Here is a 25349-nt window from a genome sequence, read left to right as displayed (position 1 = left end):
TTACCGATGCAGAAACGCCTTGACGATGTTATATACAAAATAAATGACCAGCGCGCCCAGCAAATAGGGCATCGCCATGATGATAAAGCCAAGGGCGCTGATGATGACGGCGACGATGCAGAATACGATAAAGCCCAGGGCCAGCTTGACGCGCCAGGACAATCCCGACGTGATGATGCGCACGCCTGAACGGCGGCGCTGCTGTTCGCGCATCTGTTCCTCATAGGCTTTCTGTTCGTCCCGTACCGTACCATCTTCCTCAATCGTCTGCCCGCGGAAGCTGTCCCGTTCGTGATCCGACATAACCTTGGCTTCGGCCTGCTCGTACTGCTGGTACAAGCGATGGCACGATTCGCACATGCCGTCGTCATAGACGGCTTCTCTATCGCAATAGCGGCACTTCATAGTAGTCCTCCTAAATTTCTGTAGCACACATAATACAAAATATCTCTCTTATTATATCATTTATCGTTTTGATTATCTATTCATTCATACAAAACAAGGCCGGCAGCCCAAGCCATTTCGTTTTCCCGCCTGCCTATGGTATAATATGCGAGGCGTAAAAAGAAATCTGCGAATCATGGAGGAATGATATACGATGAATTTCATGGACGAAGCCATTAGCGAATCGGCAAAAAACCTAGAAACAGGCCACGGCGGACCTTTCGGCGCCGTCGTTGTCAAGGACGGCGTCATCGTCGGACGCGGCCATAACGAAGTATTGAAAAACAACGACCCGACCTGTCACGGCGAAATACAGGCCATCCGCGACGCCTGCCGCAATCTCGGCACGTACGACTTATCGGGCTGCGAGCTCTACACGTCGGCCGAACCCTGCCCCATGTGCCTTTCGGCCATCATCTGGGCGAATATTAAAACAGTGTATTACGGCAACAGCGCCAAAGACGCCGCCGCTATCGGCTTCCGCGACGACTTCATTTACGATTTCATCAAGCGGGGCTGCGCCGACGAAGATACGCTGGCCTTGCGGCAGATGGGCCGCGAAGAGGCCATCAAGATCTTTGAACAGTACAAAGAAAAGAATATGACCATATATTAATCGCTGCAAACTAAAAAGCTTGAAACGCAGGACTCTCCGAAGTCCCTTTGTTTCAAGCTTTTTTTCATGGCACGATTAAAAAATACGCGTCAATACGTCCCGCACATCTTCGGGCTGTACGTCGACGGGATTGTTGTCCGCCCGGCCTTTGGTGAAAGCGTGGCCGACGATGTAGGGAATATCGCCGCTGCCGATGCCGTAGTCCTGCAGGCGAAGGGCGAAGCCGCCGAGAGACAGCATGCGGAATATCCAGTCTTTGACCTCTGCCGCCGAAGCGCATTGGTATGCTTCCAGCAGATCTGCATAGCGGGGAATCGCCGCCTTATTGAAATCCATGAAATCGCCCAGCGTCAAAGCCGCCGCCGTGCCATGAGTCACGCCGAACTTTTCCGTCATGGGGTACGATACGGAATGGCAGACCGTCGTCTTCGTATTGCTGAAGGCCAGTCCGGCATATAAGCTGGCCTTGCCGATAAGCAGGCGCAGCTCCGCGTCGTTCGGATGAGCCGCCAAGTCCTCTAAATGACGGCGAATGAGTCCGATGGACAATAAGGCGAAGGTCTGCGATACTTCGTTCGTACGGCGGGCCCAGAACGACTCCGTACTGTGGCACAAGGCATCCAGCGCCGACGATATAGTCAGCGATACTGGGCAGGTAAGAGTAAACACCGGATCGACGACAGCCAGAGCCGCAAAATTGCGGGTATAGCTGCAAGACATCTTACATTCCCGTTCCCGATCCCATACGGTCGCCCACGGCGTCACTTCCGAACCCGTGCCGGACGTCGTCGGCACGCCGATCCAGGGAATAGGCTGCACCGCTTCATACGCCTCTGCGGCGATAAAGGCCCGCAGCCCTTCGGTCCCACGAATGCCGGCAGGAATCGCCAGGGCCAGGGTCTTCGCCGTATCCATGACGCTGCCGCCGCCGACGGCGAGGATGAGGCCGTACGGTTCGCCGCCCACCCGTTCCAGCATCGCGGCCATATCGGCCACGTCGGGATTGGAAAGCGTCAGCTCCTCTTCCCGGACGTCGCGCCCCGCTAAGGCCTTCCGCAAAGCCTGTCCGGCAGGACTTTGAGAAAAATCCATGCCGCGGGTCAGCAGGAGAATCTTCTTCTCCCGGCTCGTTTCCTCCAAGTAAAGAGCCAGCTTTTCCAAGCCGTCATGTCCGGCAAGGATGCGCACAGGATTATAAAATTCCAACGTTACCACTCCTTTTACTGCATGGACCGCTTGACGAGCAAAAAGCCGCGTTCTAAGCAAAAAGCGAAGGCGAATACCAGAAAAACGGCGAGTCCCGCTTGTCCATATTGATAGTTTTGTATGCTCGTGGAAATAGCGAAGCCGATGCCGCCGGCTCCCACCATCCCCAGAATCGCGCATTCGGCAAAATTGATTTCAAACCGCAGGGCAATCCAGGCGACGAGCTGCGTGACGGCACTGGGCAGCAGGCCGCAGCAGATAATCTGCCAGCGCGTCGCGCCTAAAGCCGCCAAGCCGTCTATCGTATCCTGCGGCACGTCCTCGAAGGCCTGGGAAAAGGCCCGGGTAAAAAAGGCCACCGTATGAATCGACAAACCCGTAACGCCCGCTACGGGGCCAAATCCAAAGCAGACCAGCATCAGTAGAACCCATACGGGCGTCGGCACAGCTCGCAAAAAAGTAAAGAAGGCCTTGACCGCCCCGGCAGCGATTCTGCTGCCGACGACGTTTTCCGCAGCCAATAGCCCGAAAACGAGGCCGAGGAATATACTGTACACCGTAGCCAGCACCATAATGGAAAAGGTGTCGGCGAAAGAAAGCAGGGTAAAGTCGACGCTGTCCGTCGTCATATGAGCCATTTTCCAAAAAATTTCAACGATGCCGGAGGAACGTTCCGCCAGCTGCAGCCAGTCAATATGCAGCATATACAGAGACACCGCGGCGGCTGCCGTCGTGCCGGCCAGGAACAGGGCGATGAAATGATCTCCCCCGCGGACGCCGACATCTATGTGTTTCTTGCCCTTTCTCTTGGGCCTTACGGCCGAATCTACGGCTGTAACTTCTTCTATATTCATGGATTCATCACTCTCTTTCGCAAGCATCCCGTCATGATATCTCCCAGGATGACAATTGCCGCAATCATCAAGATGATGCCGGCAGCCTGCGGATATTTAAAGGCTTTCAGATACGACAGCAGGACCATGCCGCTGCCGCCGCCTCCTACCATGCCGACGATGGTCGAGGCGCGGATATTGACTTCCAGGCAATAGAGAAACCATGAAATAAAGCCGGCTATGCAGCAGGGAATCACGCACTGGAACATGCGCTGCCAGAAATCGGCGCCTACGGCTTCCATACATTCTAACGTGTCCTGAGGAATTTCGTCAATAACCTCGATAAACGTTCGGGTCATAAAGGCGAAGCTGGTAATCACCAGGGCGATAAACCCTACGCTCGTGCCGACGCCCAGGGAGGAAAAGAGGATAAAGGCCCAGACGAGGGTCGGAATGTTGCGCAGGAAGGTAGCCGCGCCGCGGATGACGCCGGCGACGTACCGGGACGGCGACGTCTTTTCACTGCCAAATACGGCGGCCACGACGGCCAGCACTGCCGCAACAAAGGCCGACGATATGGCCAGGGAAATCGTCACGGCAATGCATTCCATGACGGCTTCGCTGAACGATACCTGCGGCGGCAGAAAGTCTTCCGTAAAGAACTTCCATCCCTCGCCCAGCTGCGGTATGATTTCTGCCGGGTTAAAGCCGGTATAGGCCGTGGCGGCGATAAAGGCCGCCGCCATAAGCCCAGTCATCGTATAGATTACATGAGATTCGTTCTGTTTCATAGGTTTCGTTCCTTTATCGCAAGTTCGTCGGCTGATACGCCGTAAATAGCCTGAATCACGTCGTCGTCCATATCGCCCGGCGGGCCGTCAAAGACGATCCTTCCCTTCCGCAGCCCGATGACGCGGGTCGCATAGGCCTTAGCTACGTCGATCTGATGCAGGTTGACCAGACAGGCGATGCGGCGGCGCGAGGCCATGGAATAAATCATATCCATGATAATTTTAGCGCTCGACGGGTCCAGGGAAGCAATGGGCTCGTCGCAAAGAAGAATCTGCGGGTCCTGCATAAACGCCCTGGCAATGCCTACGCGCTGCTTCTGTCCCCCAGACAGGTCGGCAGCCCGCGTATTGAGAAAATCGCCCATGTCGATTTCTTTCAGCAGCTCTACAGCCTTTTCCTTGTCTTCTTCCCGATACAGTCCTATCATCCCCTGCAAGGAGCCCATGTAGCCCAGCCGGCCATGGAGCACGTTCTGCAGCACCGACAAGCGGTACACCAGATTGTAGTTCTGAAAGATCATGCCGATTTGCCGCCGCAACGTCCGCAAATGGCTGCCCCGGGCTTGGGAAATATCCTCGCCGCCGATGAGTATGCGCCCTTCCGTCACGTCGTGGAGCTTGTTGACGGAGCGAAGCAGCGTCGACTTTCCGGCGCCGGACGGGCCGATGACGGCGATAAATTCTCCCGGATATACGGAAAAGGTGACGTCGTTTAATCCCAGCGTACCGTTTCCATAGCGCTTGCAGACATGTTCAAATACGACGACGGGCTGTTCTGTCCCATTCATGCTAGCAGCCTCCTTACGTATTGAGAAGCTGGTTCAGCTCGATGATAGGCTGGTAGTCGGTTTTGGAAGCTTCGACGAAGCGCGCGCCCTTCACCTTGATGACCTTCGTAAAATAGTCTTCGTTATTATACTGCAATAGGAAATCAGTCAGTGTCTTGCGCAGGTTCTGATCCATATCGGCACGGATGATCATGCCTTCCGAGGGAATCGGATCGGACGTGGCGATGACCTTGATATCGCCGGCATTGACATTGCCGTTGTTGATTTCGGCCTGCAAAATCTGATCCGACACGGCGGCCACGTCTACGTCGCCCTTAGCGACAGCCTGGATGCTGGCTTGATGCTTGCCGGCGTACATGGCCGACGAGAAAAACTTTTCGTTCATGTGCAGCGTTTCGCTGTCGAGATTTTCATTGGCAAAGGCCTTCATGAGCATGCTCGTCGGAATGAGATTGCCCGACGTGGAGCCCGGGTCGACAAAGGCCATCTTCTTGCCCTTTACGTCCTGAAGGGAATTGATATCCGAACGGTCTGCCCTCGTAATGAAGACGGAATGATACAGGGCCTTCGCCTTGTCTCCGTCAGGGGCCTTCATGACGATGACGTCTACATTACCGTCTAAGCGCTGGTTTGCCAGAGAGATGCCCTCTGCTCCCAAATAAGCCATGTCGGCCTTTTTCGTCCGCAAGGCTTCAATGATGCCGTTGTAGTCGGACGCGCTGATTTCCTTTACTTCCCGTCCCAATGCTTTGCCTAAATCTGCCGATAAGGCGCTGCGGGCGTCGGCGCTCTGCTCCGTCGATTCGTTCGGCGCGTAGGCGATCGTAAAGGGCTGCTGCCCGCTGCCGCCTCCGGAACTGCCACAGCCGCCGAAGCCTGCCGCCGCAGCTACCAACATTAAAGACACGCTAAGACCTTTCATCCACCGTTTCATATTCATGTCCATTTCCTCCTGTGTACGACAATATGATACTTTCCATATAATGCCTTGCTATACCTATATCCTACGGTATCCATATGTAGTTCCAGAAAATATATTGCAAATTCTTTGTAAATAATTGCATTTAGCAGCATTTATTTGCATGTTTTAGAAACACATAGCTGAAATCGTAAACCTAAAAAGAAATGGAAAAACCTCTGAACGGCATCCATTGCCATTCAGAGGTTTCGTTTGATTTCATATCAGCGGCGTTCTTTCATGCGCCGTTCAATATCCCGCTTCGCTTCCTTTTCGGCCAGAGCCTGCCGTTTGTCATACAGCTTCTTCCCTGTCGTCAAGGCAATCGTCACTTTGACCTTGCCCTTTTTGAAATATAAGTTCAGGGGAATCAAGGTATATCCCTTTTCTTTAATACGCCCTAACAGCTTGAGTATTTCATACTTATGAAGCAGGAGCTTCCGCGTCCGCAGCGGGTCGTGGTTGAAGCGGTTTCCCTGGTCGTAGGGGCTGATGTGCATGCCGACCAGAAACACCTCGCCGTTTTCAATGCGGCAAAAGCTGTCCTTCAGGTTGACCTTCCCCTGCCGCAGGGATTTCACTTCCGTCCCCGTCAAGGCGATTCCCGCTTCGTAGGTTTCATGAATAAAATAATCGTGGCGCGCTTTGCGGTTGTCCGTAATATATTTTACGCCACTCGGTGATTGTGCCACTGGCAGTTCCTCCTATTTTTTCCTGGACTTCTTGCCCTTGCGTTTTTTATCCTTCTTGCCCTTTTTCTTGCCTTTTTTGTCCTTCTTCTTTTTCTTCCCTTTCTGGGAATCTGCAGCGTCGGCAAACCAGTTTCGCTTCGTCACTTCCTGCTTACCGCTCCGGCTGCCGTTCTTCCTGTGCCGCCGTTCGGCGCCGGCCGCCATGAGCTGCCGCAAATCCTCCAGCGATTCTACCTTGCCGGGAACAAAATCGATTTCACATTTTTCGACGTTGACCTTCGCCAGCGTCACTTCCATCATGTCGCCCAGATGATATACGCGCCCGCCATGCTGTCCCCGCATCGTATACGTCCCTTCGTCGAACTCGTAAATATCGTCGGTCAGCAGGGAAATGTGAACCAATCCTTCAATGCCGTTTTCCAGGCCGACAAACAGGCCGAAGGACGTAATCCCCGTAATATGAGCCTCATAGGGCTGACCGATAAAGGGAACCATGTACTGGGCCTTCTTTAAATCGTCTGTTTCCCGTTCGGCCTCGACGGCAATGCGTTCGCGGGAGCTGGCCTGATCGGCAGCAATCGTATGGTATGCCAAGGACTGCTGGGCTTCTTCCTGAGTCAGCTTGCCTCTTTTTTTATTCTGCCGGATCAGCCGGTGCACCATCAAGTCAGGATAGCGGCGGATAGGCGACGTAAAATGGGTGTAGCACTCCGAAGCCAGGCCGAAGTGGCCGGCGTTATTCGTCGAATACCGGGCCTGCTGCATGGAGCGCAGGGCGATGGTCTGCACGACGAGTTCGGCGCTCGTCCCCTTAGACTGCTTCAGCAGCTTCTGGAAATCGGCGGGCTTGACGTCGTCGCCCGACGGCACAGGCAAATCAAAGCTGGCCAGCACGGTGCGCATCATCTCCAGCCGTTCCGGCTCGGGCGTTTCGTGCACCCGGTATACGGCCGGATTTTCGCTGTCTCTCAAATAGGCGGCGACGGTCTCGTTGGCGATGAGCATACACTCTTCTACGATTTGCTCGGCAATCGTCCGCTCTCTCTTTTCCAGCCGCAAGGGCTTGCCTTCTTCGTCGAGGATAATTTTATATTCAGGAAAATCGAAATCAATAGCGCCGCGGCGCAGCCGCATCTGCTTCAAAATCTGTGCCACGTCCTGCAGATCCCGCAGCATGGGCATAAAGGGCTGCAGGTCGTCGGGGATAATATCGTCAACTAAGGCTTTTTTGACTTCTTTATAGTTGCAACGCCGTTTGACGCGGATGACGGCCGGTCCGATGTCGGCCTTTACGACCTTGCCTTCCTTGTCGATTTCCATTACGCAGGTCATGGAATAGCGGTCCTGACCGGCGTTGAGGCTGCACATATCGTTGGAAAGAACCGTCGGCAGCATCGGAATGACCCTGTCGACGAGGTATACGCTCGTGCCGCGTTCGTACGCTTCGGCGTCGAGCAGCGTGCGGGGCCGCACGTAATAGCTTACGTCGGCAATGTATACGCCTAAGCGGTAATTGCCGTTGGACAGGCGTTCCACGTCGATGGCATCGTCCAAATCCTTGGCGTCTTCGCCATCAATCGTAATGAGCTGGCGATGGCGGTAATCGCGGCGGCCGTCTTCCAATACGACAGTCCGGTCGATGGAGTCGGCCTCCTTCAATACGTCGTCGGGAAAGGCAAAGGGCAATCCATGACGAGCCATGATGACTTTAATATCCAAGTCCTTGTCGCCGTCATATCCCAGTATTTCCGTCACTTCGCCTTCGGCCTTGCGGCCCTCTTCGGGCCATTTCGTAATGGTCACGAGGACGCGGGCGCTGCTGCGGGCGCCGGCCGTTTTATCCAGGGGAATATAGATATCCTCCCGGATCCGTTCGTCGTCAGGACGGACGAAGCCACATTGCTTTTCCCGCTCGAACGTCCCGACCAAGGTCTTATTCGCCCGCTCGACAATGCGGATAATTTCCCCTTCCGTTTTATGGCGGCCGCTGCCGCTCTGAATAATGCGCACGGCTACCTTGTCGTTATTCATGGCCGTATGCCGGTACTGCTCGGCAATGTAAATATCGTCCTGCATATTTTCGCAGAGGACAAATCCAAAGGTAGGCGTATATCCCTTGTATATGCCTACGATTTCCTGAGCCCGCTTAGATGCGCCGTAGCGTTCTTCGGATATTCTCACGAGACTCCCCCTCCTTATCATCTCTTCAAAGGTTTCAAACAGTTCGGACAGCTCCCCGCCTGACAGATGCAGCCGCTCGGCGCAGTCCTCCACGGTAATGCCGTCCGGTTCCATATTACATATATCCATTATATCATGGGACAACTTCAAATTCATACTCTTTATACATTCCCTTTCTCTGTCGTTCGTCTGCATATGAAAAAAGCCTGCGACGACGCCGCAGGCCATAACGTTCATTAAAATGTATTCAGCAATCTGCCTAAAATCAATGTCACGATTGCAAAGGCAATAGATACGACGATAGTTACTTTAGACAGCAATGCGTCCATACCGCGGGCTCTGCTGCCAAACAGGTCTTCCGCACCTCCGCCGAAGCCGGCGCCCATGCCTTGAGTCTTGCTTTTTTGGGCTACGACAACGCCGATAAGAATCAGAGACAAGATGACAACTAAGATTTCCAATACAGTAATCACGCTAATCCTCCTTACAACACATGCTTAACGATACTATTGTACACTCATTTGCCTTTTCTATCAATAGGTTCTGATTTATTTTCTCCATCCCGGTTTTCCAAATAACGTTCCAGCTTGCGCTTGACGCGCTGCAGGGCGTTGTCGATGGATTTTACGTGGCGATGCAGTTCTTTGGACATCTCGTTGTAGGACTTCCCTTCCAGATAGGCCGTCAGCACCTGCCATTCCAGGTCGCTCAGGATTTCGTTCATCTTCAGCTCGATGTCGGCAAATTCCTCCCGGCTGATGACGAGCTCTTCAGGGTCGCTGACGCGGATTCCCGACAGAATATCCTGCAGCGTCCGATCCGATTCATCTTCATAAATCGGCTTATTCAAGGATACGTACGAGTTGAGGGGAATATGCTTCTGCCTCGTCGCCGTCTTGATAGCCGTAATGATCTGCCGCGTAACGCACAGCTCGGCAAAGGCCCGGAACGAGGCCAGCTTGTCGCCGCGAAAGTCCCTCGTCGCTTTATACAGGCCTATCATGCCTTCCTGAATGATGTCGTCGCGGTCGGCGCCGACGAGAAAATAGGCCCGCGCTTTGGATTTCACAAAGTTACGATACTTATTGACGATGTAATCCATCGCCTCGCCGTCCTGTTCCTGCTGCGCCAGTTGAACGATTTCTTCGTCGCTCATCCCTTCAAATCTGTCCGACCGGGGAAATTCCTCTCGCATTTCTGCCTGCATATTATACCTCTACTATTTCGATCTGCGAATTTTTTCTAATTTTCTCAGCACGTCTTCGTCCTGCACGCGGTACACGACTTCGTTGCGCTGGCCGCCGTGCTTCAATACGTTGCGGTGGTCGTAGGCCGCCGTTTCCTTCCGCGTCCGCTCTACGTCCTCGGCAAGCTCTCTCGCCGGCATGCGGTACGCGCCGGTGCCCAGCACCTGCGTCTGTTCCGAGCTGTCGGACGTAGCGACGTAAATGATGCGCTTGTCGTTGCGGTGCTCGTAGACCAGCCGTTCGATGCGGCTGTCCGCCGTTTCCTCTTTATCCGTAAAGATGACTTCGCAGTCCCTGCCGATTTTCATGCTTTTTTCCGCCTCGTCCGTGTACATCGCGTCGAAGACGAGGACTAATTTATATCCCTTAGCCTTGCCGTAGCTCACAAGGGTATCCGTCAGCTTCTCCCGCGCGTGGTCCAGCGATTGGGCTGCCAGCTTTTTCAGCTCGTCCCAGGCAAAAATGATATTGTACCCGTCGACGATCAGCAAATCCTTCATTTCGCCACCGCCTGCCGCTGGCGCACGGCTTCATACATCAAAAGGGCCGCCGCCACGGAAGCATTGAGGGAATTAACCTGGCCGAACATGGGAATCTGCACGAGAACGTCGCATGTTTCCTTTACCAGATGGGATATGCCCCGGCCTTCGCTGCCGATGACCAGGACGATAGGCTCGGTCAGAGAGCTGTGAAAATAATCGACGCTGCCGTCCATATCGGCGCCGATAACCCAAAAGCCCCGCTTCTGCAATTTCTTCAAGGTCTGCGTCGTGTTGCCGATCTGTACGATAGGCATATACTCGACAGCGCCGGCAGACGTCTTGCCGACAGTTTCGTTAATCGGCGCGCTGCGCCGCTTCGGCAGGAGGACGGCGTCGACGCCGGCGCATTCGGCCGTGCGGATAATAGCGCCTACGTTGTGCACGTCTTCAATACCGTCCAGCAGTACCAGAAACGGCGTTCGGCCCGCCGCTTCCACGTCGGCAAGCACGTCGGTCAAATCGGCATAGGCCACGGGAGCGGCAAAGGCGACGACGCCCTGATGGCGGCTCCCCGGCGCCAGATGATTCAAAATCTTGGCCGGCGCGCGTTCTATTAGAATATCCTTCTCGCGGGCCAGCTCCTGGATGCGCAGCAGCGGCGGCGCGTCATTTCCGGCAGCTATATATAGTTTTGTAATGGACCGGCCGGCACGCAGCGCTTCCGTCACGCTGTTGCGCCCGACAATGATGCTTTCGTCGCTCATGGTTACACCTTTTCTCCATGTTTTATTGCACAATATTCTTTCGTAAACCTGTATATTTCATCCATAAGCCCATCGAGGCGGACGGACTTTTCCGCCATAATCAAGTATCCCACCAGGGCTTCCAGCGCCGTGCTGTCGTGATACTCGGCGACGGACGCGCTCTTCGGCGCCTGTGAATAGGCATTGCGGGCCCGCTGGCAGACAGAAGCTTCCGTCTCATCCAGCGTCTCCTTGATATGACGGTACACATAAGCCTGGGCCTTAGCCGAAACGAATTCCGAAGCCAGCAGGTGCAGGACCTGCACGTTGGGAATGCCCGTCTGCACCAAACGCCGCCGCAGATACAGGGCGTAATACGCATCGCCGACAAAGGCCAGGGAAATCGGGTCAAGCCGCGAGGCGTCCTGGTCGGGCACCTCCAGCCGCTCGCCTTTGGCAAAGGCCGCATAGGCTCGTCCTTTTAAGGCTTGAAGCTGTTTAAATTTCACTTTTTCCAACGCGCTCCCTGAGGAGAATCTTCAATCGTAATACCCAAGGCTGCCAGCTTATCGCGGATGGCGTCGGCCAAAGCATACTGCTTCTGCGCCCGGCATTCCTGGCGGATTTCCAGGATTGCGTCCATCAGGTCGTTGTAATCCTTGCTGCTGGCGCTGCCTTTCTGGCCGCTCCACCGTTCTTCCAAAATGCCGAGGATGTCGGTCATGGTCTTGAAAATACGTTTTACTTCCGATACGACGGACGAATCGACGGGAACGCCGTTGTTGACAACGGCGTCTTTATAGATATTGACCTTCTTCGCCAAATCGAACATCGCCGCGCTGGCCAGAGCCGTGTTGAAATCGTCGCACATCGCTTCTTCGAAGGCTTCTTCATTGGCCTTGGCGTCGGCCATGAGCTGCGCCGCTTCTTCCGACTTCGCGCCAGCCGGCATGTCGAGCAGTTCCAGCACGTTGTCGATCGACGTGCCGAGGCGTTCCAGGCTGCGGGTCATTTCTTCAAGCCGTTCGTCGCTGAAGTCGAGAGGGCTACGGTAATGGTTGGAAATGAGGAAGAACCGCAGGGCGTCCGGATTATAATGTTCCAATACATCCTTGACCAGGAAGAAGTTATTCAGGGATTTGCTCATTTTTTCCGAATTGATCGTAATGAAGCCGTTGTGGAGCCAGTAACGGACCATAGGCTTCTTGCCCGTATACGCTTCGGACTGGGCGATTTCATTTTCATGGTGCGGGAAAATCAAATCGCTGCCGCCGCCGTGGAAATCAAAGGTATCGCCGAGATACTTATTGCTCATAGCCGAGCATTCGATATGCCAGCCCGGACGGCCCGGTCCCCAGGGGCTTTCCCAAGACGGTTCGCCCGGCTTAGCGCCTTTCCACAAAGCGAAGTCCATAGGATTGTGCTTGCGGTCGTCTACTTCGATGCGGGCGCCGGCCATCATGTCGTCGAGGCTGCGGCCGCTCAGTTTGCCGTAGCCGGCAAATTTTTCCACGCTGTAATATACGTCGTTGTCGATGACGTATGCGAAACCCTTTTCAATGAGCACTTCAATCATGTGGATGATTTCTTCCATATGCTCCGATACGCGGGGGTATTTGTCGGCCCGGCGGACATGGAGCTTGTCCATGACGTCGAAGTACGACGCAATATAACGGTTGGAAATCGTATCCCACGTTACGCCTTCGCCGTTAGCCGCATTGATGATCTTATCGTCTACGTCGGTAAAGTTCTGAATATGCGTTACTTCATAGCCCAGGTGTTCCAGGTAGCGCTTGATGACGTCCCAGGTGACGAAGGGACGGGCGTTGCCCATATGGGAATGATTGTACGGCGTGATGCCGCAGACGTACATCTTGACCTGTCCCGGCGTGACGGGCGTAAACGTTTCTTTTTTACGAGTCAGCGTATTATATACTTTTAATTCTCTCATGGTAAACCTCCTTGATAATACAAAAAGGCCGCCATCCCTTTACAGAGACGGTGGCCCGTGGTTCCACTCTGTTTTTATGGCATCGCCATAATCTCAAAGCACATAACGGGTGCATCCGGACCAGATTACTAGCTTCACCTGATCTGCTCGCAAAGGCATCTTTGCAGCTTCTGCCATCTAAACAGGTTCTCAGCCCAGGCCCGTTCTCTCTGTAGCGCTCGTCTGCAAATCATTTTGGTCATTGCATTTAGATATACATTATTTATTACTATGTGCTACTTATATTAGCGAATATTCCCTAATCTGTCAAGCCCTTATTGGTTCAGCAAACCGCTCTGCTCCAACCGGCTCAACACTTTATCGCGGCCCATGAGGGCGACGATGACGTTGAGGTCCGGGCCGTGCATCACGCCGGTAATGGCGACGCGGATAGGCATGTATACGAATTTGCCCTTGACCTTCAGGCCCTTTTGAATCTTCTTGAACAAGGGCTGTACCGTGTCGGCCGTTACTTCGTCCAGAGCCGCCAGCTCATCGCGGAACATAGTCAGCACGGCCGGAGCCGTTTCTTCCTTCAATACGGCCGCCGTTTCTTCATTTTCCGGAGCATAGTCTTCCGTAAAGAATACCTGGACGGCATCGACGATCTGCGCGCCGTACTGGACGTGCTCGCGCATCGCCCAAACGACGTCCTTCAGCCAGGACAGCTCAGCGGCGTCCGGTTCCTGCGAGGCATAGCCGGCCTGCTGGAGATGGGGCAGGCAGAGGGCCAGCAGCTGATCGGCGTCGAGCTGCTTCATATAATGGAAATTAATCCAATTCAGCTTTTCAATGTCGAATACGGCCGGATTCTTCGCTACGCGGTCTAAGGAGAACTGCTGATTCAGTTCTTCACGGCTGAAGATTTCCTGATCGCTGTCCGGCGTCCAGCCGAGAAGGGCCAGGAAATTGACCAGCGCGTCAGGCAGATAACCCATATCGCGGTACTGCTGCACCGACGTAGCGCCGTGGCGTTTGCTCATCTTTTTCTTGTCGGCCCCTAAAATCAACGATACGTGAGCGAAGGTCGGCACGGGGAATCCCAGGGCATGGTACAAGACGAGCTGGCGCGGCGTATTAGACAAATGTTCTTCCGCCCGGACGACGTGGGTAATCCGCATGAGGGCGTCATCGATGACGACGCAGTAATTGTAGACGGGAATACCGTCGGACTTGACGATGACGAAATCGCCGACCTTATTGGAATCAAAGGCCACGTGGCCGCGGACGAGGTCGTCGAATTCCAGCGTTTCATCCTTCGGCGTCACGACGCGGATGACGTAGGGACGGCCTTCTTTTAAATACTGCTCTACCGTTTCCTTCGGCAGATTGCGGCATTTTCCGCTGTATACAGGCGTTTCGCCGCGGTTCATCTGTTCCTGCTTTTCCGCTTCCAATTCTTCAGGCGTGCAGAAGCAATAGTAGGCCTTTCCTTCGGCCAGCAGTTTTTCCGTATATTTCTGATAAATCGGCAGGCGGTCCGTCTGACGGTACGGTCCGTCCGGGCCGCCGACGTCGATGCCTTCATCCCACGTAATGCCCAGCCATTTCAAGGCTTCCTTGATATTTTCTTCCGACTCGCTGGTCGAGCGCTTTCTGTCTGTATCTTCAATGCGTACTACGAATTTGCCGTTCGTATGCTTAGCCATCAAATAGTTGAACAGCGCCGAACGAGCACCGCCGATATGGAACGGGCCTGTCGGGCTCGGCGCAAAACGAACGCGAACTTCTTGTGTCATGAACAATTCCTCCCATAAAATGCTATTTATTTCTATATTTCAGGACCATCGCCGCAGCCTGGGCGGCCATGCCCTCTTCCTTGCCGACAAAGCCGAGCCGTTCCGTCGTCGTCGCCTTGACCGACACGGCAGCTTCGTCTATCTGAAGAGCTCCGGCAATATTTTCAATCATGCGCGGCACGTAATCTTTGATCTTTGGCCGCTGCGCCATCAGCGTCACGTCGACGTTGATAACCCGGCAGCTGTTTTCAATCAGGATTTGCCGCACTTTTTCCAGCAGCAGCAGGCTGGATATATTCTTAAACTTTGCGTCTGAATCGGGAAAATACGTGCCAATATCCTTCAGTCCTGCCGCTCCGAGCAAGGCGTCCATCACGGCATGAACGAGCACGTCGGCGTCGGAATGGCCGGCCAGTCCCCGTTCAAAGGGGATTTCTACGCCGCCCAATACGAGCTTCCGCCCTTCCGCCAGGGGATGGACGTCGTAGCCGCTGCCGACGCGGTGTTCCGTCGGGCCGTTCATATAAAATTCCAGAATAGGCACGTCATCCATCGTCGTAACCTTGTGATTCCGCTCGTCGCCCTGCAAAATAAAGAGCTTTTCTCCCAAAGCTTCCACTAAAGACGCGTCGTCTGTTCCGCTGATATGGTGCTCTTTAGCGTACTCGTGAGCCTGTATCAATACGTCGCGGTGAAATATCTGCGGCGTCTGCACAGCAATAAGCCGGCTCCGGTCCAGGGTCCGCACCGTCTGCAGCCCCTGTCCGCCGGCAATTTCCCGTTCCTTTACCGTATCCTTGACGGGAATGGCGTAAACGGCAGCCTTGGCTTTGGCCATAACCCCGACGGCGTTGTCGTACCATTCCGGCCCGGCAAAAGGACGCGAGCCGTCGTGAACCATGACGACGTCGGCGTCGCGGCTCGTCGCCATTAACCCATTGTACACGGAATCTTCCCTCTCCGCTCCGCCTAAGGCATACCGCACCGGCATGGATGGGTGGAGAGACTCGACGATGGATACGATATCCTCATGATCCCGTTCGGCATTGACGATAACGACCTCGTCGACGGACGAAGCCGAAAAAACGTGCATCAGCGTATGCGCCAGCACCGGTTTGCCGCATAATGGATAAAAGAGCTTATTCCGCTCATATCCAAAACGCCGGCCTGAACCGGCGGCTACGACGATAACAGATACTTTCAAAAAATTCACCTACTCATCCGTAATTTTTACAAAAATCATCCGGCCTGCCGACGTCTGCAGCACCGACGTCACTGTGACAGGAACGTTTTTGCCGATATATTTATGGCCATTTTCAACGACGATCATCGTGCCGTCGTCCAGGTATGCTACGCCTTGATTTTCTTCCTTCCCGGCCTTTACGATATAGACTTCCATCTGCTCTCCGGGAATACGGGCCGGTTTCAGCGCGTTGGCCAAATCGTTGATATTCAGGACGACGACGCCCTGCAGGGCGGCTACCTTATTGAGATTGTAATCGTTCGTCACGACCTTGGCGTTGATCTGACGGCCCAGCCGCACGAGCTTGGAGTCGACGCCCTGGACATCGCTGAAATCATCGTTGATAACCCTGACTTCGACGTAGTTGTCTTCCTGCATCTGCTTCAAAATATCGAGGCCCCGGCGTCCTTTATTCCGCTTGAGCAAATCCGACGAATCGGCGATGAGCTGAAGCTCTTCCAGGACGAAGACCGGAACCAGCAGCGGCCCTTCCAGAAATCCGGTGCTGCAGATTTCCGCAATGCGGCCGTCGATAATCGAGCTGGTATCGAGAAGCTTTCCGGAAAACTCATTGTGCTGGCGCTTGACGTTCGGCTCTTTATTCTGTTTTCCCAGGCGGATAGAACCGACTAGCCCCAAAATATCAGCCCGCTTGCGGATAGCAATGCTCATGCCGGCATATCCGAACACGATGCTGAACACGATAGGACCGTAAGCGCCGATAATAGGCAGTCGGGCAAACGCCAGCCCAATTAAATTAGCAATAATAAGTCCAAAAAGCAAACCCAGCGTTCCGACTATCAGGTCCTGGCTTTCGAAATCGCTCATTCCCGATTCGATACGGTGAATGATCTTCCAAATCAAATGAAGGACAAAGGGAGAAATGAGATAGCCAATCGCTACCCCCAGGACGACGCCTATGATATAAGCGATAACGGTAAGCAGCGTAATGCCGAAAACGCTGCCGTGAAAAAATCTCACTTCAATTTCCGCGCTGAAGTAAGGCGTCGCGATAATTTGATCAGAAATCATGACGCAGACCACGGCCATGATCAGCATGATAACGCCTCTCATGATATTATCGGTAATCTTGCCGCCGTTAAATTTCTTTGTACGCCGTTCCTTTCCCTTTTCGTTCGTACCAGTCGCACGTTCCACATCCATTGTGCCGCACCTCCTTTTTCACCGTGTATGATTTACGATAACTATATAACTATATCACACTTTTTAATAATAAACCACAAAAATAACAGGGACATCACAATTTTTTTACAAAAGGATAAACTTTTCCCGACGAAGCCCCTCTCTTGGCCCAGCGAATGGGTTGTGCAGGCTTCTACGTCGCTGTAAACGCCGCCTGTATCGCGTCGCGCAGCGTCGCCGCCCCGATAATCCGGCATTGCGGGAAAGCTCCTTCCTTGATTTCATCCAGATTTCCCTTGGGAATGATAAAGGTCTGGAACCCCATCTTCGCGCCTTCCTTGATGCGCCGCAAGGCATGGGGCACGCGCCGTATGTCGCCGGTCAGGCCTACTTCACCCATGACGACGGTTCGGCTGTCCATCGGCATGTCGCGCAGGCTGGAAAAAACGGCCAGCACGACGGCTAAATCGGCGGCAGTTTCCGTGACGCGCAGGCCGCCGACGCTGTTGATATACACGTCCTGCGTGCCCAAAGACAGGCCGACGCGCTTTTCCAGCACGGCCAGCAGAATAATCAGCCGGTTATAGTCCATGCCCGACGCCGTGCGGCGCGGTACGGCAAAAACGGAATGCGTTGTCAGGGCCTGAATCTCTCCTAAAAGAGGCCGCATGCCGTCCATGACGGCGGCCACAGCCGAACCAGCTTGATTCGCCGACCGTTCGGCCAAGAGCATTTGCGACGGATTGGTCAATTCAGACAATCCCGTTTCTTCCATCGTAAACAATCCCGTTTCATTCGTCGATCCAAAGCGATTTTTTATGCCCCGCAGCACGCGGAACTGATAATTCCGCTCTCCTTCAAAATACAGGACGACGTCTACCATGTGTTCCATCATGCGCGGTCCGGCAATCGCCCCTTCTTTCGTGACATGGCCTATGACGATGACCGAAATGGACTCCGTCTTGGCAAATTCCATGAGACGCCGCGTGCTTTCCCGTATCTGAGTCATGCTGCCCGGCATGCCGTCGGCGTCGCTGCTGTACATCGTCTGGATAGAATCGATGATCAGCAGCACCGGACGGCGTCGCTTTGCTTCCTGCAGTACGGCGTCGAGAGACGTATCGGCCTGTATGATGAGATTGGAAGCCGTAATTCCCAATCGTTCCGCCCGCACCTTAATCTGTCCGGCCGATTCTTCGCCGGAGCCGTACAGCACCGCGCCGGCATGGCGGCACACGGCATCGGCAATCTGCAGCACCAAGGTCGATTTGCCGATACCGGGGTCGCCGCTCAGCAAGATCAGCGCACCCGGCACGATACCGCCGCCCAGCACGCGGTCCAGCTCACCGATGCCCGTCCGGACGCGGCTCATCTGTTCCATGGCGATATCCTGCAGCAAGGCCGGCTTCGCCCCCTTGCCCTGCCGTGTGCCGATGCCCTTAGGCGGTTCAGGCGCAGCTTGTTCTTCCATCATCGTATTCCATTCTCCGCACTGGGGACACCGGCCCAGCCAACGGCTGGACACGCTGCCACAGTTAGCGCATACGTATCGGGTTTTCGATTTAGCCATCTGCGCCCTCCTATTCTGATTCGAGAAGTTCTAAAAACGCTTCCGGCCCAGGAAGCTTCTGCAAGAGCTTCCACGGCTCATGAAGGGCCAGCTGGTCACAGGAATAATGGCCCGTCGCGACGGATATGGTCTTTGCGCCGATAGCCTTGCCGCATTGGATATCATAGGGCGTGTCGCCGATGACATACATTTCTTCCACCGCATCGCCCCAGGCGTCCTTAGCCAGCTCATAGGCGTGGCGCGCCAAATCGTCGCGATAGTAGAACTCGCAGGCAAAGCCGGAATGGTCAAAATCAAAATAGGACGACAATCCGAAGAAATCCAGCTTCATACGCGCGCCGTGAACGCTGTTTCCCGTAAGAAGCAGCTGCCTAAAGGGCGGCCGGTCGGCAAAAAAAGCCAATATATCGCGGACGGGCTCAAAGATTACGCTTTCTTCCCGTTTGACCTTAAGCCATTTCATCAGCTTCTTTTCATATTCCCGGCAAAACCAGCTCACTTCTTCATCTGTCGGCATACGGCCTGTTGCTTTATACAGCAGCTGCTGGCAAATGTAATTGTCCGTCCGGCCGCCGGCAGAAATAGGCGGTACCGCCGCATCTTCACCCTGCATGGCATGGAAGACTTCTTCTATAGCGTATAATCCGGCCCGGCCCGTATTCAGCAGCGTGCCGTCAATGTCCCAATATAACAGCTTCATCATGTCACCTCATTAAAAATAGGGGCTGGAGTAGCATAGGGGAATCTAACTCCCTCTACCCTGCTCCCAGCCCCTGTTTTACGTTGCGTTAAAAACTACATGCAGCAGACACGCATTCCGGCCAACGCCAAACATGCCCTATTAGAGGTTCGATACGATGTCTTTCGTATCGCGGGCAATCATGATTTCTTCGTTCGTCGGGATGACGTACATCTTAACAGTAGAATCGTCCGTGCTGATCAGCGTATCTTTGCCGCGGACATTGTTCCGTTCGGGATCCAATTTAGCACCCAGGAATTCCAGTCCCTGGCAGATAGCGGCACGGTCATCAATGCCGTTTTCGCCTACGCCGGCCGTAAAGGTAATAACGTCGACGCCTTCCATGGCGACAGCCAACGCACCGATCAATTTACGAACCTGATAGTGGAACATGTCAAGCGCCAGCTGAGCCCGTTCGTTGCCCTGGGATGCTGCATCGCCGAGGTCGCGGAAGTCGCTGGAAACGCCGGAAATACCGAGAACGCCGGATTTTTTGTTCATGAGAGCGTCCATTTCCTTCGTGGACAAGTTGTGCTTATCCATGACGTTGAGGACGATAGCTGGGTCGATATCGCCGCAGCGCGTGCCCATAAGTACGCCTGCCAGGGGAGTAAAGCCCATTGTCGTGTCGACGCATTTGCCGTATTTGATAGCTGCCAGGGAAGATCCGTTGCCCAAATGGCAGTTGATGATGCGCAGTTTTTCGACAGGTACGCCCATTACTTTCGCAACCTGGCCGGCTACATAGCGATGGCTCGTGCCGTGGAAGCCATAGCGGCGGATGCCGTCTTCTTTGTATAATTCATACGGGAGGCCATACATGAAAGCTTTCGCCGGCATTGTCTGATGGAAGGCCGTATCGAATACGCCGACCTGAGGAACGTTCGGCATAATAGCCTTGCAGGCGTTGATGCCGATGATGTTGGGCGGATTGTGGAGCGGAGCCATAGCGGAGCATTTTTCCAGGGCTTTCATGACTTCGTCCGTAATCAGCGTCGAGCAGGCGAATTCTTCGCCGCCGTGAACGACGCGGTGACCTACGGCGTCGATTTCATCCATCGATTTGATGACGCCGCATTCTGCGTCTGTCAAAATATCCAATACGAGCTTAACAGCAACTTGGTGATCCGGAATAGACTGCTGGATTTCTTTTTTCTGGCCATTCCATTTGTGGGTCAGCAAAGAATCGGACAAGCCGATTTTTTCGACAACCCCTTTTGCCATGACTTCTTCATTGTCCATGTTTACCAGCTGGTATTTCAAGGACGAGCTTCCGCAGTTTACAACCAATACGATCATGCAATTTACCCTCTTTCATTTTCTGTAATTATTTTATTTGGCCAAAAATGTACTCGGTCACTTCCTGTCCCATGCCGTCGCCCTGACGGTACATGTACATGACGTGCCAAATTTGACCGTTATCTTCAAAGAAGAGACTCTGTACGACGAGATCGGATACTTGCCCGTTCAGGGGTTCGCGGTACGTATACTCCCCTTTTACGGCAGGTCTTCCGCCGGCTGTCGTCGGAGTGATCTTCGTTTGCAGATCTGAAATATCCGGCGTCTGTTCCAGCATGGCCACGTCGCGCTCGGCTGCCATCTGCGGCGTCATTTCACCGGCAGGCTCCGACATAACGATCAAATTCAGGTGCTTGTCGTTGTTGACATACATCATGGCGCCGCCGCCCTGCCGCCTGACATGGGCTAAATCAAAGGGACTCAGGAGATATACTTCCGAATCGCCGGCTTTCAGCTGGGCGTATCCAAAGCTGTATTCCTCCATCATCGTAGCGCCGCCGCAGCCGGCCAGAAGCATTGCCGCCGCCGTCATCGCTGCAACAGATAAGGTTTTCCATCGTTTCATCATACAACCACCTAATTTTATGCTTTCTCCAGACTACGTTCATTATAGCATATTCCGCTTTTGATAAAAAGGGAAATATGAGGACAATCATGAATTCCTGTCATGCCTTTTATACAAGCATATTAGCCATATTATTCTACTCTATTTTTTATTTCAATCACCCTTCATAGTAGTATATAATAAACAATACATTAAGATTCACATGTCAGATAAAGGAGACTATCATGAACCGCATTGCCGTCATTGCAGAATACAATCCCTTTCACAACGGCCATTACTACATGCTTCGCACCCTGCGCAGCCGTTTCGGCAGCGGCGCGCCGATCGTCGTCGTCATGAGCGGCTCTTTCGTCCAGCGCGGCGAGCCGGCTTTGTTCGATAAATGGACCCGCGCGTCCTGGGCTTTAGACGGCGGCGCCGACTGCGTCGTCGAACTGCCGGCCCTCTACGCCTTGTCCAGCGCCGAAGGCTTTGCCGGCGGCGCCGTCCGGCTGGCAGCCCGCCTTGGCTGTACCCATCTGTCCTGCGGCGTAGAAGCCGGGACAGCCGACGATTTTCATCGTCTTGCCCAGGCATCCCTTGCAGCCCTCGGCGATTTCCGCCCTGGGCAAACGGGATTGACCTACGGCCAGTACATCAGCCAGGCCACGGCCGGGAAGACTACGCCGGAAACGGCGGCGCTGCTCGGCGAGCCGAACGCCCTGCTGGCCCTGGAATACGTCAAGGCAATTCATCGCTACGCGCCGTCATTGGAATTCGTCCCCATTCGCCGTCAAGGCAAACATGATGGAGCAGACTTAACCGGACCCTTTGCCAGCGCCTCGGCGATTCGCCGCGAGCTGCAGGCCGGCTGCCTTGAAGATGCCGCGCCATATCTTCCGGCCAAAGAGCTGGCCGAAATAGGCCTCCTCCTTTCTCAGGGCCAGTATGCCGATTACAGCCGCTACGGCGACTGCATCCTGTACCGCAGCCGCCTTCTCTCGCCGCAGGAACTACTCTCCTTGCCGGCCTTTTCGGAGGGTCTGGAAAACCGCTGGCATCGCTGCCTGCTGCAATCGACTTCCTGGCCAGAAGCTCTCGACGCCTTAAAGACGAAGCGCTACGCCTACAGCCGTCTGCGCCGAATGGGAGCTTACACGGCCCTCGCCGTGCGCCGCGCCGACATGGAAAGGGCCTACCTCGAAGGCCCCCAATACGGCCGCGTATTGGCCCTGTCGCCCCTCGGCGCGTCCGTCTTAAAGGAAGCGAAAAAAGAAATCCCTATCATTACGAAGCTGCGGACAGGAATGAACCGCCTTTCCCCCTTCGGGCAGCAGATGCTCCAGTACGATATGCGGAGCACCGATATACAGTCCCTGTGCTTCCGCTCGCCGTCTAGCCGCGGCGGATTGAAAGATTATTACGCCTCGCCTTCCATGAAAAAGTCCATATTCCGCCGGTAATCTTTTTTCTTCCCATGCAGTCTATCGCATTAATATTTGTATATTCTGCAAAAATTTGCTATGATGTATTATGTTATTGTTTTTTATTTCATATCCCAAAATCAAATTTTATAATCAGGGAATTGGAAGGGGTTTTGCAGCATGGGGATATCGTTAAATCTAAATATTTATCAAACCTTGGCGGCCGCCATCATCGTATATTACGTCGGCGTGTTTCTGCGCGTCAAGCTGAGCTTTCTCCGAAAGTATTGTATTCCGGCTCCGGTAGTCGGCGGCATCTTATTTGCAATTCTTAACTGCGTCTTATACACAAACGGAGTCTGGACGTATGAACAGGATACGACGATGCAGAATATCTGCATGATGCTTTTCTTTACGAGCGTCGGCTACACGGCCAGCCTGAGCCTGATCAAGCGAGGCGGTATCCTCGTATTCAAGATGGCCGTAATCACGACGGTTCTGATTCTCTGCCAAAACATCATCGGCGTAGGATTGACCAACGTCTTCGATTTGAATCCCCTCATGGGACTTGCGACAGGTTCTATTCCCCTGGTCGGCGGCCACGCCACATCGGCAGCCTTCGGCCCGGTTCTGGAAAAAATAGGCCTTGAAAACGGTACGACCATTTCCGTCGCCGCGGCTACCTTCGGCCTCGTCGCCGGCGGCATCATCGGCGGCCCTGTCGGCGAACGCCTCGTCCATAAATTCGACCTGCACAGCAGCGCCGCTGCAGAACGTCTCGACCCGGCCGCGGCGCAGCCCGAAGTAGAAAAGCTGGAAGCCGCTGCCGCTAATAAAGAAAAAGCCCATGAAGCTATCGAACAGGAACAAAAATCGGGCCAGACGATTAACAATCACCGCTTCATGAACGCCATGGCTCATCTCTTTTTAGCCATGGGCCTGGGCACGTTAGTCAGCAATTTCTTCGTCAGCGTTGGTCTCGTCTTCCCGGCCTACATCGGCTCCATGCTCGTCGCCGCCGTCATCCGGAATATTGCCGACTTCACTCACGTCTATCCTGTATACCAGCGGGAAAGCGAAGTGCTCGGCAACTTAGGTCTGACCATTTTCCTGACCTGCGTCCTCATGAGCCTGAAATTATGGCAGCTCGGCGCACTGGCCCTGCCGATGATCGTCCTCCTGCTGACGCAGACCGTCTTCATGGCCCTGTTCGCCTATTTCATCGTCTACCGCACCATGGGCCGGAACTATGAAGCAGCCGTCATGTCGTCAGGCGTCTGCGGCTTTGGCCTAGGCGCAACGCCGAACGCCATCGCCAATATGACGGCTATGACGGAACTCTTCGGTCCGGCGCCGACGGCATTCTTCGTCATCCCCCTCATCGGTTCGCTCATCATCGACCCTGTCAACGCGTCGATTCTCATGATATTCATCAACATTTTGATTTAATATATTACAGCAAACAGGCTGATGCAGCATCAAGGAATGTTCTGCATCAGCCTGTTATTATTTTATATAATTCTTCATCTACAGTGCCATATTATCTTAATGGCAGCATGATCTAGGTTAAATCCAGCGCAGGTTCCAATGGCAATGTCTTCTCATGGCTTCTCCAACTCATGAAGCATATTGTGCCAGTAGGCTGCCTGTTGTATATCCTGCCGCACGCCTTCGCCATGCTCCAGGGCGTATATATAATTCTTAATTCCCTCCGTATAGCCGCTGGCAGCCGATAAGGCAAACCAATACGCCGCCTGCTGCAAATCCTGGGCGACGCCGCGGCCGTCGCGGTACAGTTGGCCTAAATTATTCTGTGCCGGCCCGTCTCCTGCAAAGGCCGCCTGCTCATATAGGGCTGCCGCCCTCGCCTCGTCCTTTTCGACGCCCTTTCCCATTTCATACAGATATCCTAAATTATTTTGGGCAATAAAATTTCCCTGAGCTGCGCCCTGAGCATACCAATAGGCTGCCTGCTCATAATCGGCCTCGCCGGTATAGCCAAATTGATACATGATGCCGGCGTTGCACTGCCCGTCGGCGTCGCCGCTCCGTCCGGCCTGTTCGTACCAAAACAGGGCCTCCCTATAATCTTGGGGCACGCCGCAGCCGATTTCATATAAATGTCCCAAATTATTAGCCGCCGGCCCATGTCCCTGCAGAGCCGCCTTCTTATACCAGCTGCCGGCCCGTTCGTAGTCCTGCGGCACGCCCAATCCCTGTTCATATTGATAGGCCAGGTTATACTGTCCTTCGGCCCAGCCGCGGCGAGCCGCCATGCCGTACCAATAGAAAGAGCGAGCTAAGTCGTCTTCATCGCCGTCAAAAAAATATACGTCGCCAAGACGGCACTGCGCTTCCGCATCGCCCTGAAAGGCCTGCTTTTCCAAGGTCAAGAGATTTTCTTCTTTCATATACTACCCCTTCTTTATCATCCTATTGGCATTGTACGGAAGGGATTTTTTATTGTCAAGATAGATCTTCTTCGTTGATAGTGTAAAGTTGTTATGGGAATTTTTTTGACAGGCCATTTTTGATAGTTCTCTTAATCTGTTAATATTACTACTATAGTTACGTTATAGACAGCATACAGCAACGTGCTGACACTAGCATTCCCGTTACGTTATAATTCTTTAACTTTTGTACACTAAAGTTTTCCCACAATTATTTTACGCTGTCT

The 25349-nt window shown here is 53.8% G+C and carries 25 protein-coding genes; 3 read left to right on the top strand and 22 right to left on the bottom strand.

Annotated features, from left to right (window positions below; all coding sequences use genetic code 11):
* On the bottom strand, positions 1–405 hold the full coding sequence (locus E0L13_RS07660; protein WP_232818842.1) for a signal peptidase complex subunit 2: 405 nt from the start codon (positions 403–405) through the stop codon (positions 1–3).
* A gap of 193 nt (positions 406–598) precedes the next feature.
* Here E0L13_RS07660 and E0L13_RS07655 point away from each other — a divergent pair, with 193 nt between their 5' ends.
* Complete coding sequence (locus E0L13_RS07655; RefSeq protein ID WP_198643550.1) at positions 599–1060, top strand: nucleoside deaminase; 462 nt, start codon at positions 599–601, stop codon at positions 1058–1060.
* A 75-nt stretch (positions 1061–1135) separates the two neighbouring features.
* Here E0L13_RS07655 and E0L13_RS07650 read toward each other — a convergent pair whose 3' ends face one another.
* The 20 genes from E0L13_RS07650 to E0L13_RS07555 form a co-directional block, all read right to left on the bottom strand.
* Positions 1136–2266 (bottom strand): phosphonoacetaldehyde reductase, encoded by a 1131-nt coding sequence (locus E0L13_RS07650; protein WP_168061494.1) that lies wholly within the window; start codon positions 2264–2266, stop codon positions 1136–1138.
* Positions 2267–2280: 14 nt separating this feature from the next.
* Positions 2281–3120 carry an ABC transporter permease subunit gene (locus E0L13_RS07645; RefSeq protein ID WP_158221390.1) on the bottom strand — a complete coding sequence of 280 codons (840 nt, stop codon included), beginning with the start codon at positions 3118–3120 and terminating at the stop codon, positions 2281–2283.
* The gene (locus tag E0L13_RS07640; protein ID WP_168061492.1) at positions 3117–3890 is read right to left on the bottom strand and encodes an ABC transporter permease subunit; all 774 of its coding nucleotides are present in this window, start codon (positions 3888–3890) and stop codon (positions 3117–3119) included. Before E0L13_RS07640 ends, E0L13_RS07645 begins: the two co-directional genes overlap by 4 nt.
* Complete coding sequence (phnC, locus tag E0L13_RS07635; RefSeq protein ID WP_168061490.1) at positions 3887–4678, bottom strand: phosphonate ABC transporter ATP-binding protein; 792 nt, start codon at positions 4676–4678, stop codon at positions 3887–3889. The genes E0L13_RS07640 and phnC overlap by 4 nt, the downstream gene beginning before the upstream one ends.
* 13 nt (positions 4679–4691) lie before the next feature.
* On the bottom strand, positions 4692–5618 hold the full coding sequence (locus E0L13_RS07630; protein WP_168061488.1) for a phosphate/phosphite/phosphonate ABC transporter substrate-binding protein: 927 nt from the start codon (positions 5616–5618) through the stop codon (positions 4692–4694).
* A 242-nt stretch (positions 5619–5860) separates the two neighbouring features.
* Entirely contained in the window at positions 5861–6328 is a 468-nt protein-coding gene (gene smpB, locus E0L13_RS07625; RefSeq protein WP_168061486.1) for an SsrA-binding protein SmpB, read from the bottom strand.
* A gap of 12 nt (positions 6329–6340) precedes the next feature.
* The gene (gene rnr, locus E0L13_RS07620; RefSeq protein WP_168061484.1) at positions 6341–8665 is read right to left on the bottom strand and encodes a ribonuclease R; all 2325 of its coding nucleotides are present in this window, start codon (positions 8663–8665) and stop codon (positions 6341–6343) included.
* 80 nt (positions 8666–8745) lie between these two features.
* Entirely contained in the window at positions 8746–8982 is a 237-nt protein-coding gene (gene secG, locus E0L13_RS07615; RefSeq protein WP_087476947.1) for a preprotein translocase subunit SecG, read from the bottom strand.
* 44 nt (positions 8983–9026) lie between these two features.
* The gene (sigH, locus tag E0L13_RS07610; RefSeq protein ID WP_087476946.1) at positions 9027–9716 is read right to left on the bottom strand and encodes an RNA polymerase sporulation sigma factor SigH; all 690 of its coding nucleotides are present in this window, start codon (positions 9714–9716) and stop codon (positions 9027–9029) included.
* Between the two features lie 12 nt (positions 9717–9728).
* A complete protein-coding gene (locus E0L13_RS07605; protein WP_168061482.1) occupies positions 9729–10256 on the bottom strand; it encodes an NYN domain-containing protein in 528 nt (175 codons plus the stop codon).
* Positions 10253–11002 carry a 23S rRNA (guanosine(2251)-2'-O)-methyltransferase RlmB gene (gene rlmB, locus E0L13_RS07600; RefSeq protein ID WP_154877340.1) on the bottom strand — a complete coding sequence of 250 codons (750 nt, stop codon included), beginning with the start codon at positions 11000–11002 and terminating at the stop codon, positions 10253–10255. The genes E0L13_RS07605 and rlmB overlap by 4 nt, the downstream gene beginning before the upstream one ends.
* Positions 11003–11004: 2 nt before the next feature.
* Entirely contained in the window at positions 11005–11490 is a 486-nt protein-coding gene (locus E0L13_RS07595) for a ribonuclease III domain-containing protein (protein WP_168061480.1), read from the bottom strand.
* On the bottom strand, positions 11487–12932 hold the full coding sequence (gene cysS, locus E0L13_RS07590; protein WP_087476943.1) for a cysteine--tRNA ligase: 1446 nt from the start codon (positions 12930–12932) through the stop codon (positions 11487–11489). Before cysS ends, E0L13_RS07595 begins: the two co-directional genes overlap by 4 nt.
* A 314-nt stretch (positions 12933–13246) precedes the next feature.
* Positions 13247–14710 carry a glutamate--tRNA ligase gene (gene gltX, locus E0L13_RS07585; RefSeq protein ID WP_168061478.1) on the bottom strand — a complete coding sequence of 488 codons (1464 nt, stop codon included), beginning with the start codon at positions 14708–14710 and terminating at the stop codon, positions 13247–13249.
* Positions 14711–14732: 22 nt separating this feature from the next.
* Positions 14733–15923 carry a 2-C-methyl-D-erythritol 4-phosphate cytidylyltransferase gene (gene ispD / locus E0L13_RS07580; protein ID WP_232818841.1) on the bottom strand — a complete coding sequence of 397 codons (1191 nt, stop codon included), beginning with the start codon at positions 15921–15923 and terminating at the stop codon, positions 14733–14735.
* Positions 15924–17117, bottom strand: coding sequence for a TRAM domain-containing protein (locus E0L13_RS07575; RefSeq protein ID WP_168061476.1), 1194 nt, complete (start codon positions 17115–17117; stop codon positions 15924–15926).
* Positions 17118–17289: 172 nt separating this feature from the next.
* Positions 17290–18666: a DNA repair protein RadA gene (gene radA, locus E0L13_RS07570; protein ID WP_168061474.1), complete on the bottom strand. Its 1377-nt coding sequence runs from the start codon at positions 18664–18666 to the stop codon at positions 17290–17292.
* A 10-nt stretch (positions 18667–18676) separates the two neighbouring features.
* The gene (locus E0L13_RS07565) at positions 18677–19366 is read right to left on the bottom strand and encodes a haloacid dehalogenase-like hydrolase (RefSeq protein WP_168061549.1); all 690 of its coding nucleotides are present in this window, start codon (positions 19364–19366) and stop codon (positions 18677–18679) included.
* Positions 19367–19507: 141 nt separating this feature from the next.
* Positions 19508–20704, bottom strand: coding sequence for an acetate kinase (locus E0L13_RS07560; protein ID WP_168061472.1), 1197 nt, complete (start codon positions 20702–20704; stop codon positions 19508–19510).
* 28 nt (positions 20705–20732) lie between these two features.
* Positions 20733–21272, bottom strand: coding sequence for a hypothetical protein (locus E0L13_RS07555; RefSeq protein ID WP_240924693.1), 540 nt, complete (start codon positions 21270–21272; stop codon positions 20733–20735).
* A gap of 221 nt (positions 21273–21493) precedes the next feature.
* Here E0L13_RS07555 and E0L13_RS07550 point away from each other — a divergent pair, with 221 nt between their 5' ends.
* Both E0L13_RS07550 and gltS read left to right on the top strand, forming a co-directional pair.
* Complete coding sequence (locus E0L13_RS07550; protein WP_168061470.1) at positions 21494–22711, top strand: nucleotidyltransferase family protein; 1218 nt, start codon at positions 21494–21496, stop codon at positions 22709–22711.
* Between the two features lie 141 nt (positions 22712–22852).
* Positions 22853–24121 carry a sodium/glutamate symporter gene (gene gltS / locus E0L13_RS07545; protein WP_206081579.1) on the top strand — a complete coding sequence of 423 codons (1269 nt, stop codon included), beginning with the start codon at positions 22853–22855 and terminating at the stop codon, positions 24119–24121.
* 152 nt (positions 24122–24273) lie between these two features.
* Here the strand turns inward: gltS and E0L13_RS07540 are convergent, their stop codons facing one another.
* Positions 24274–25083: a tetratricopeptide repeat protein gene (locus E0L13_RS07540; RefSeq protein ID WP_168061468.1), complete on the bottom strand. Its 810-nt coding sequence runs from the start codon at positions 25081–25083 to the stop codon at positions 24274–24276.
* Positions 25084–25349: the final 266 nt, after the last annotated feature.

The organism is Megasphaera sp. SW808, from assembly GCF_012027795.1.
GTDB lineage: Bacteria > Bacillota > Negativicutes > Veillonellales > Megasphaeraceae > Megasphaera > Megasphaera stantonii.
Note: the sequence above shows the minus strand (reverse complement) of the source record. Positions and strands in the feature narration are given on the sequence as shown.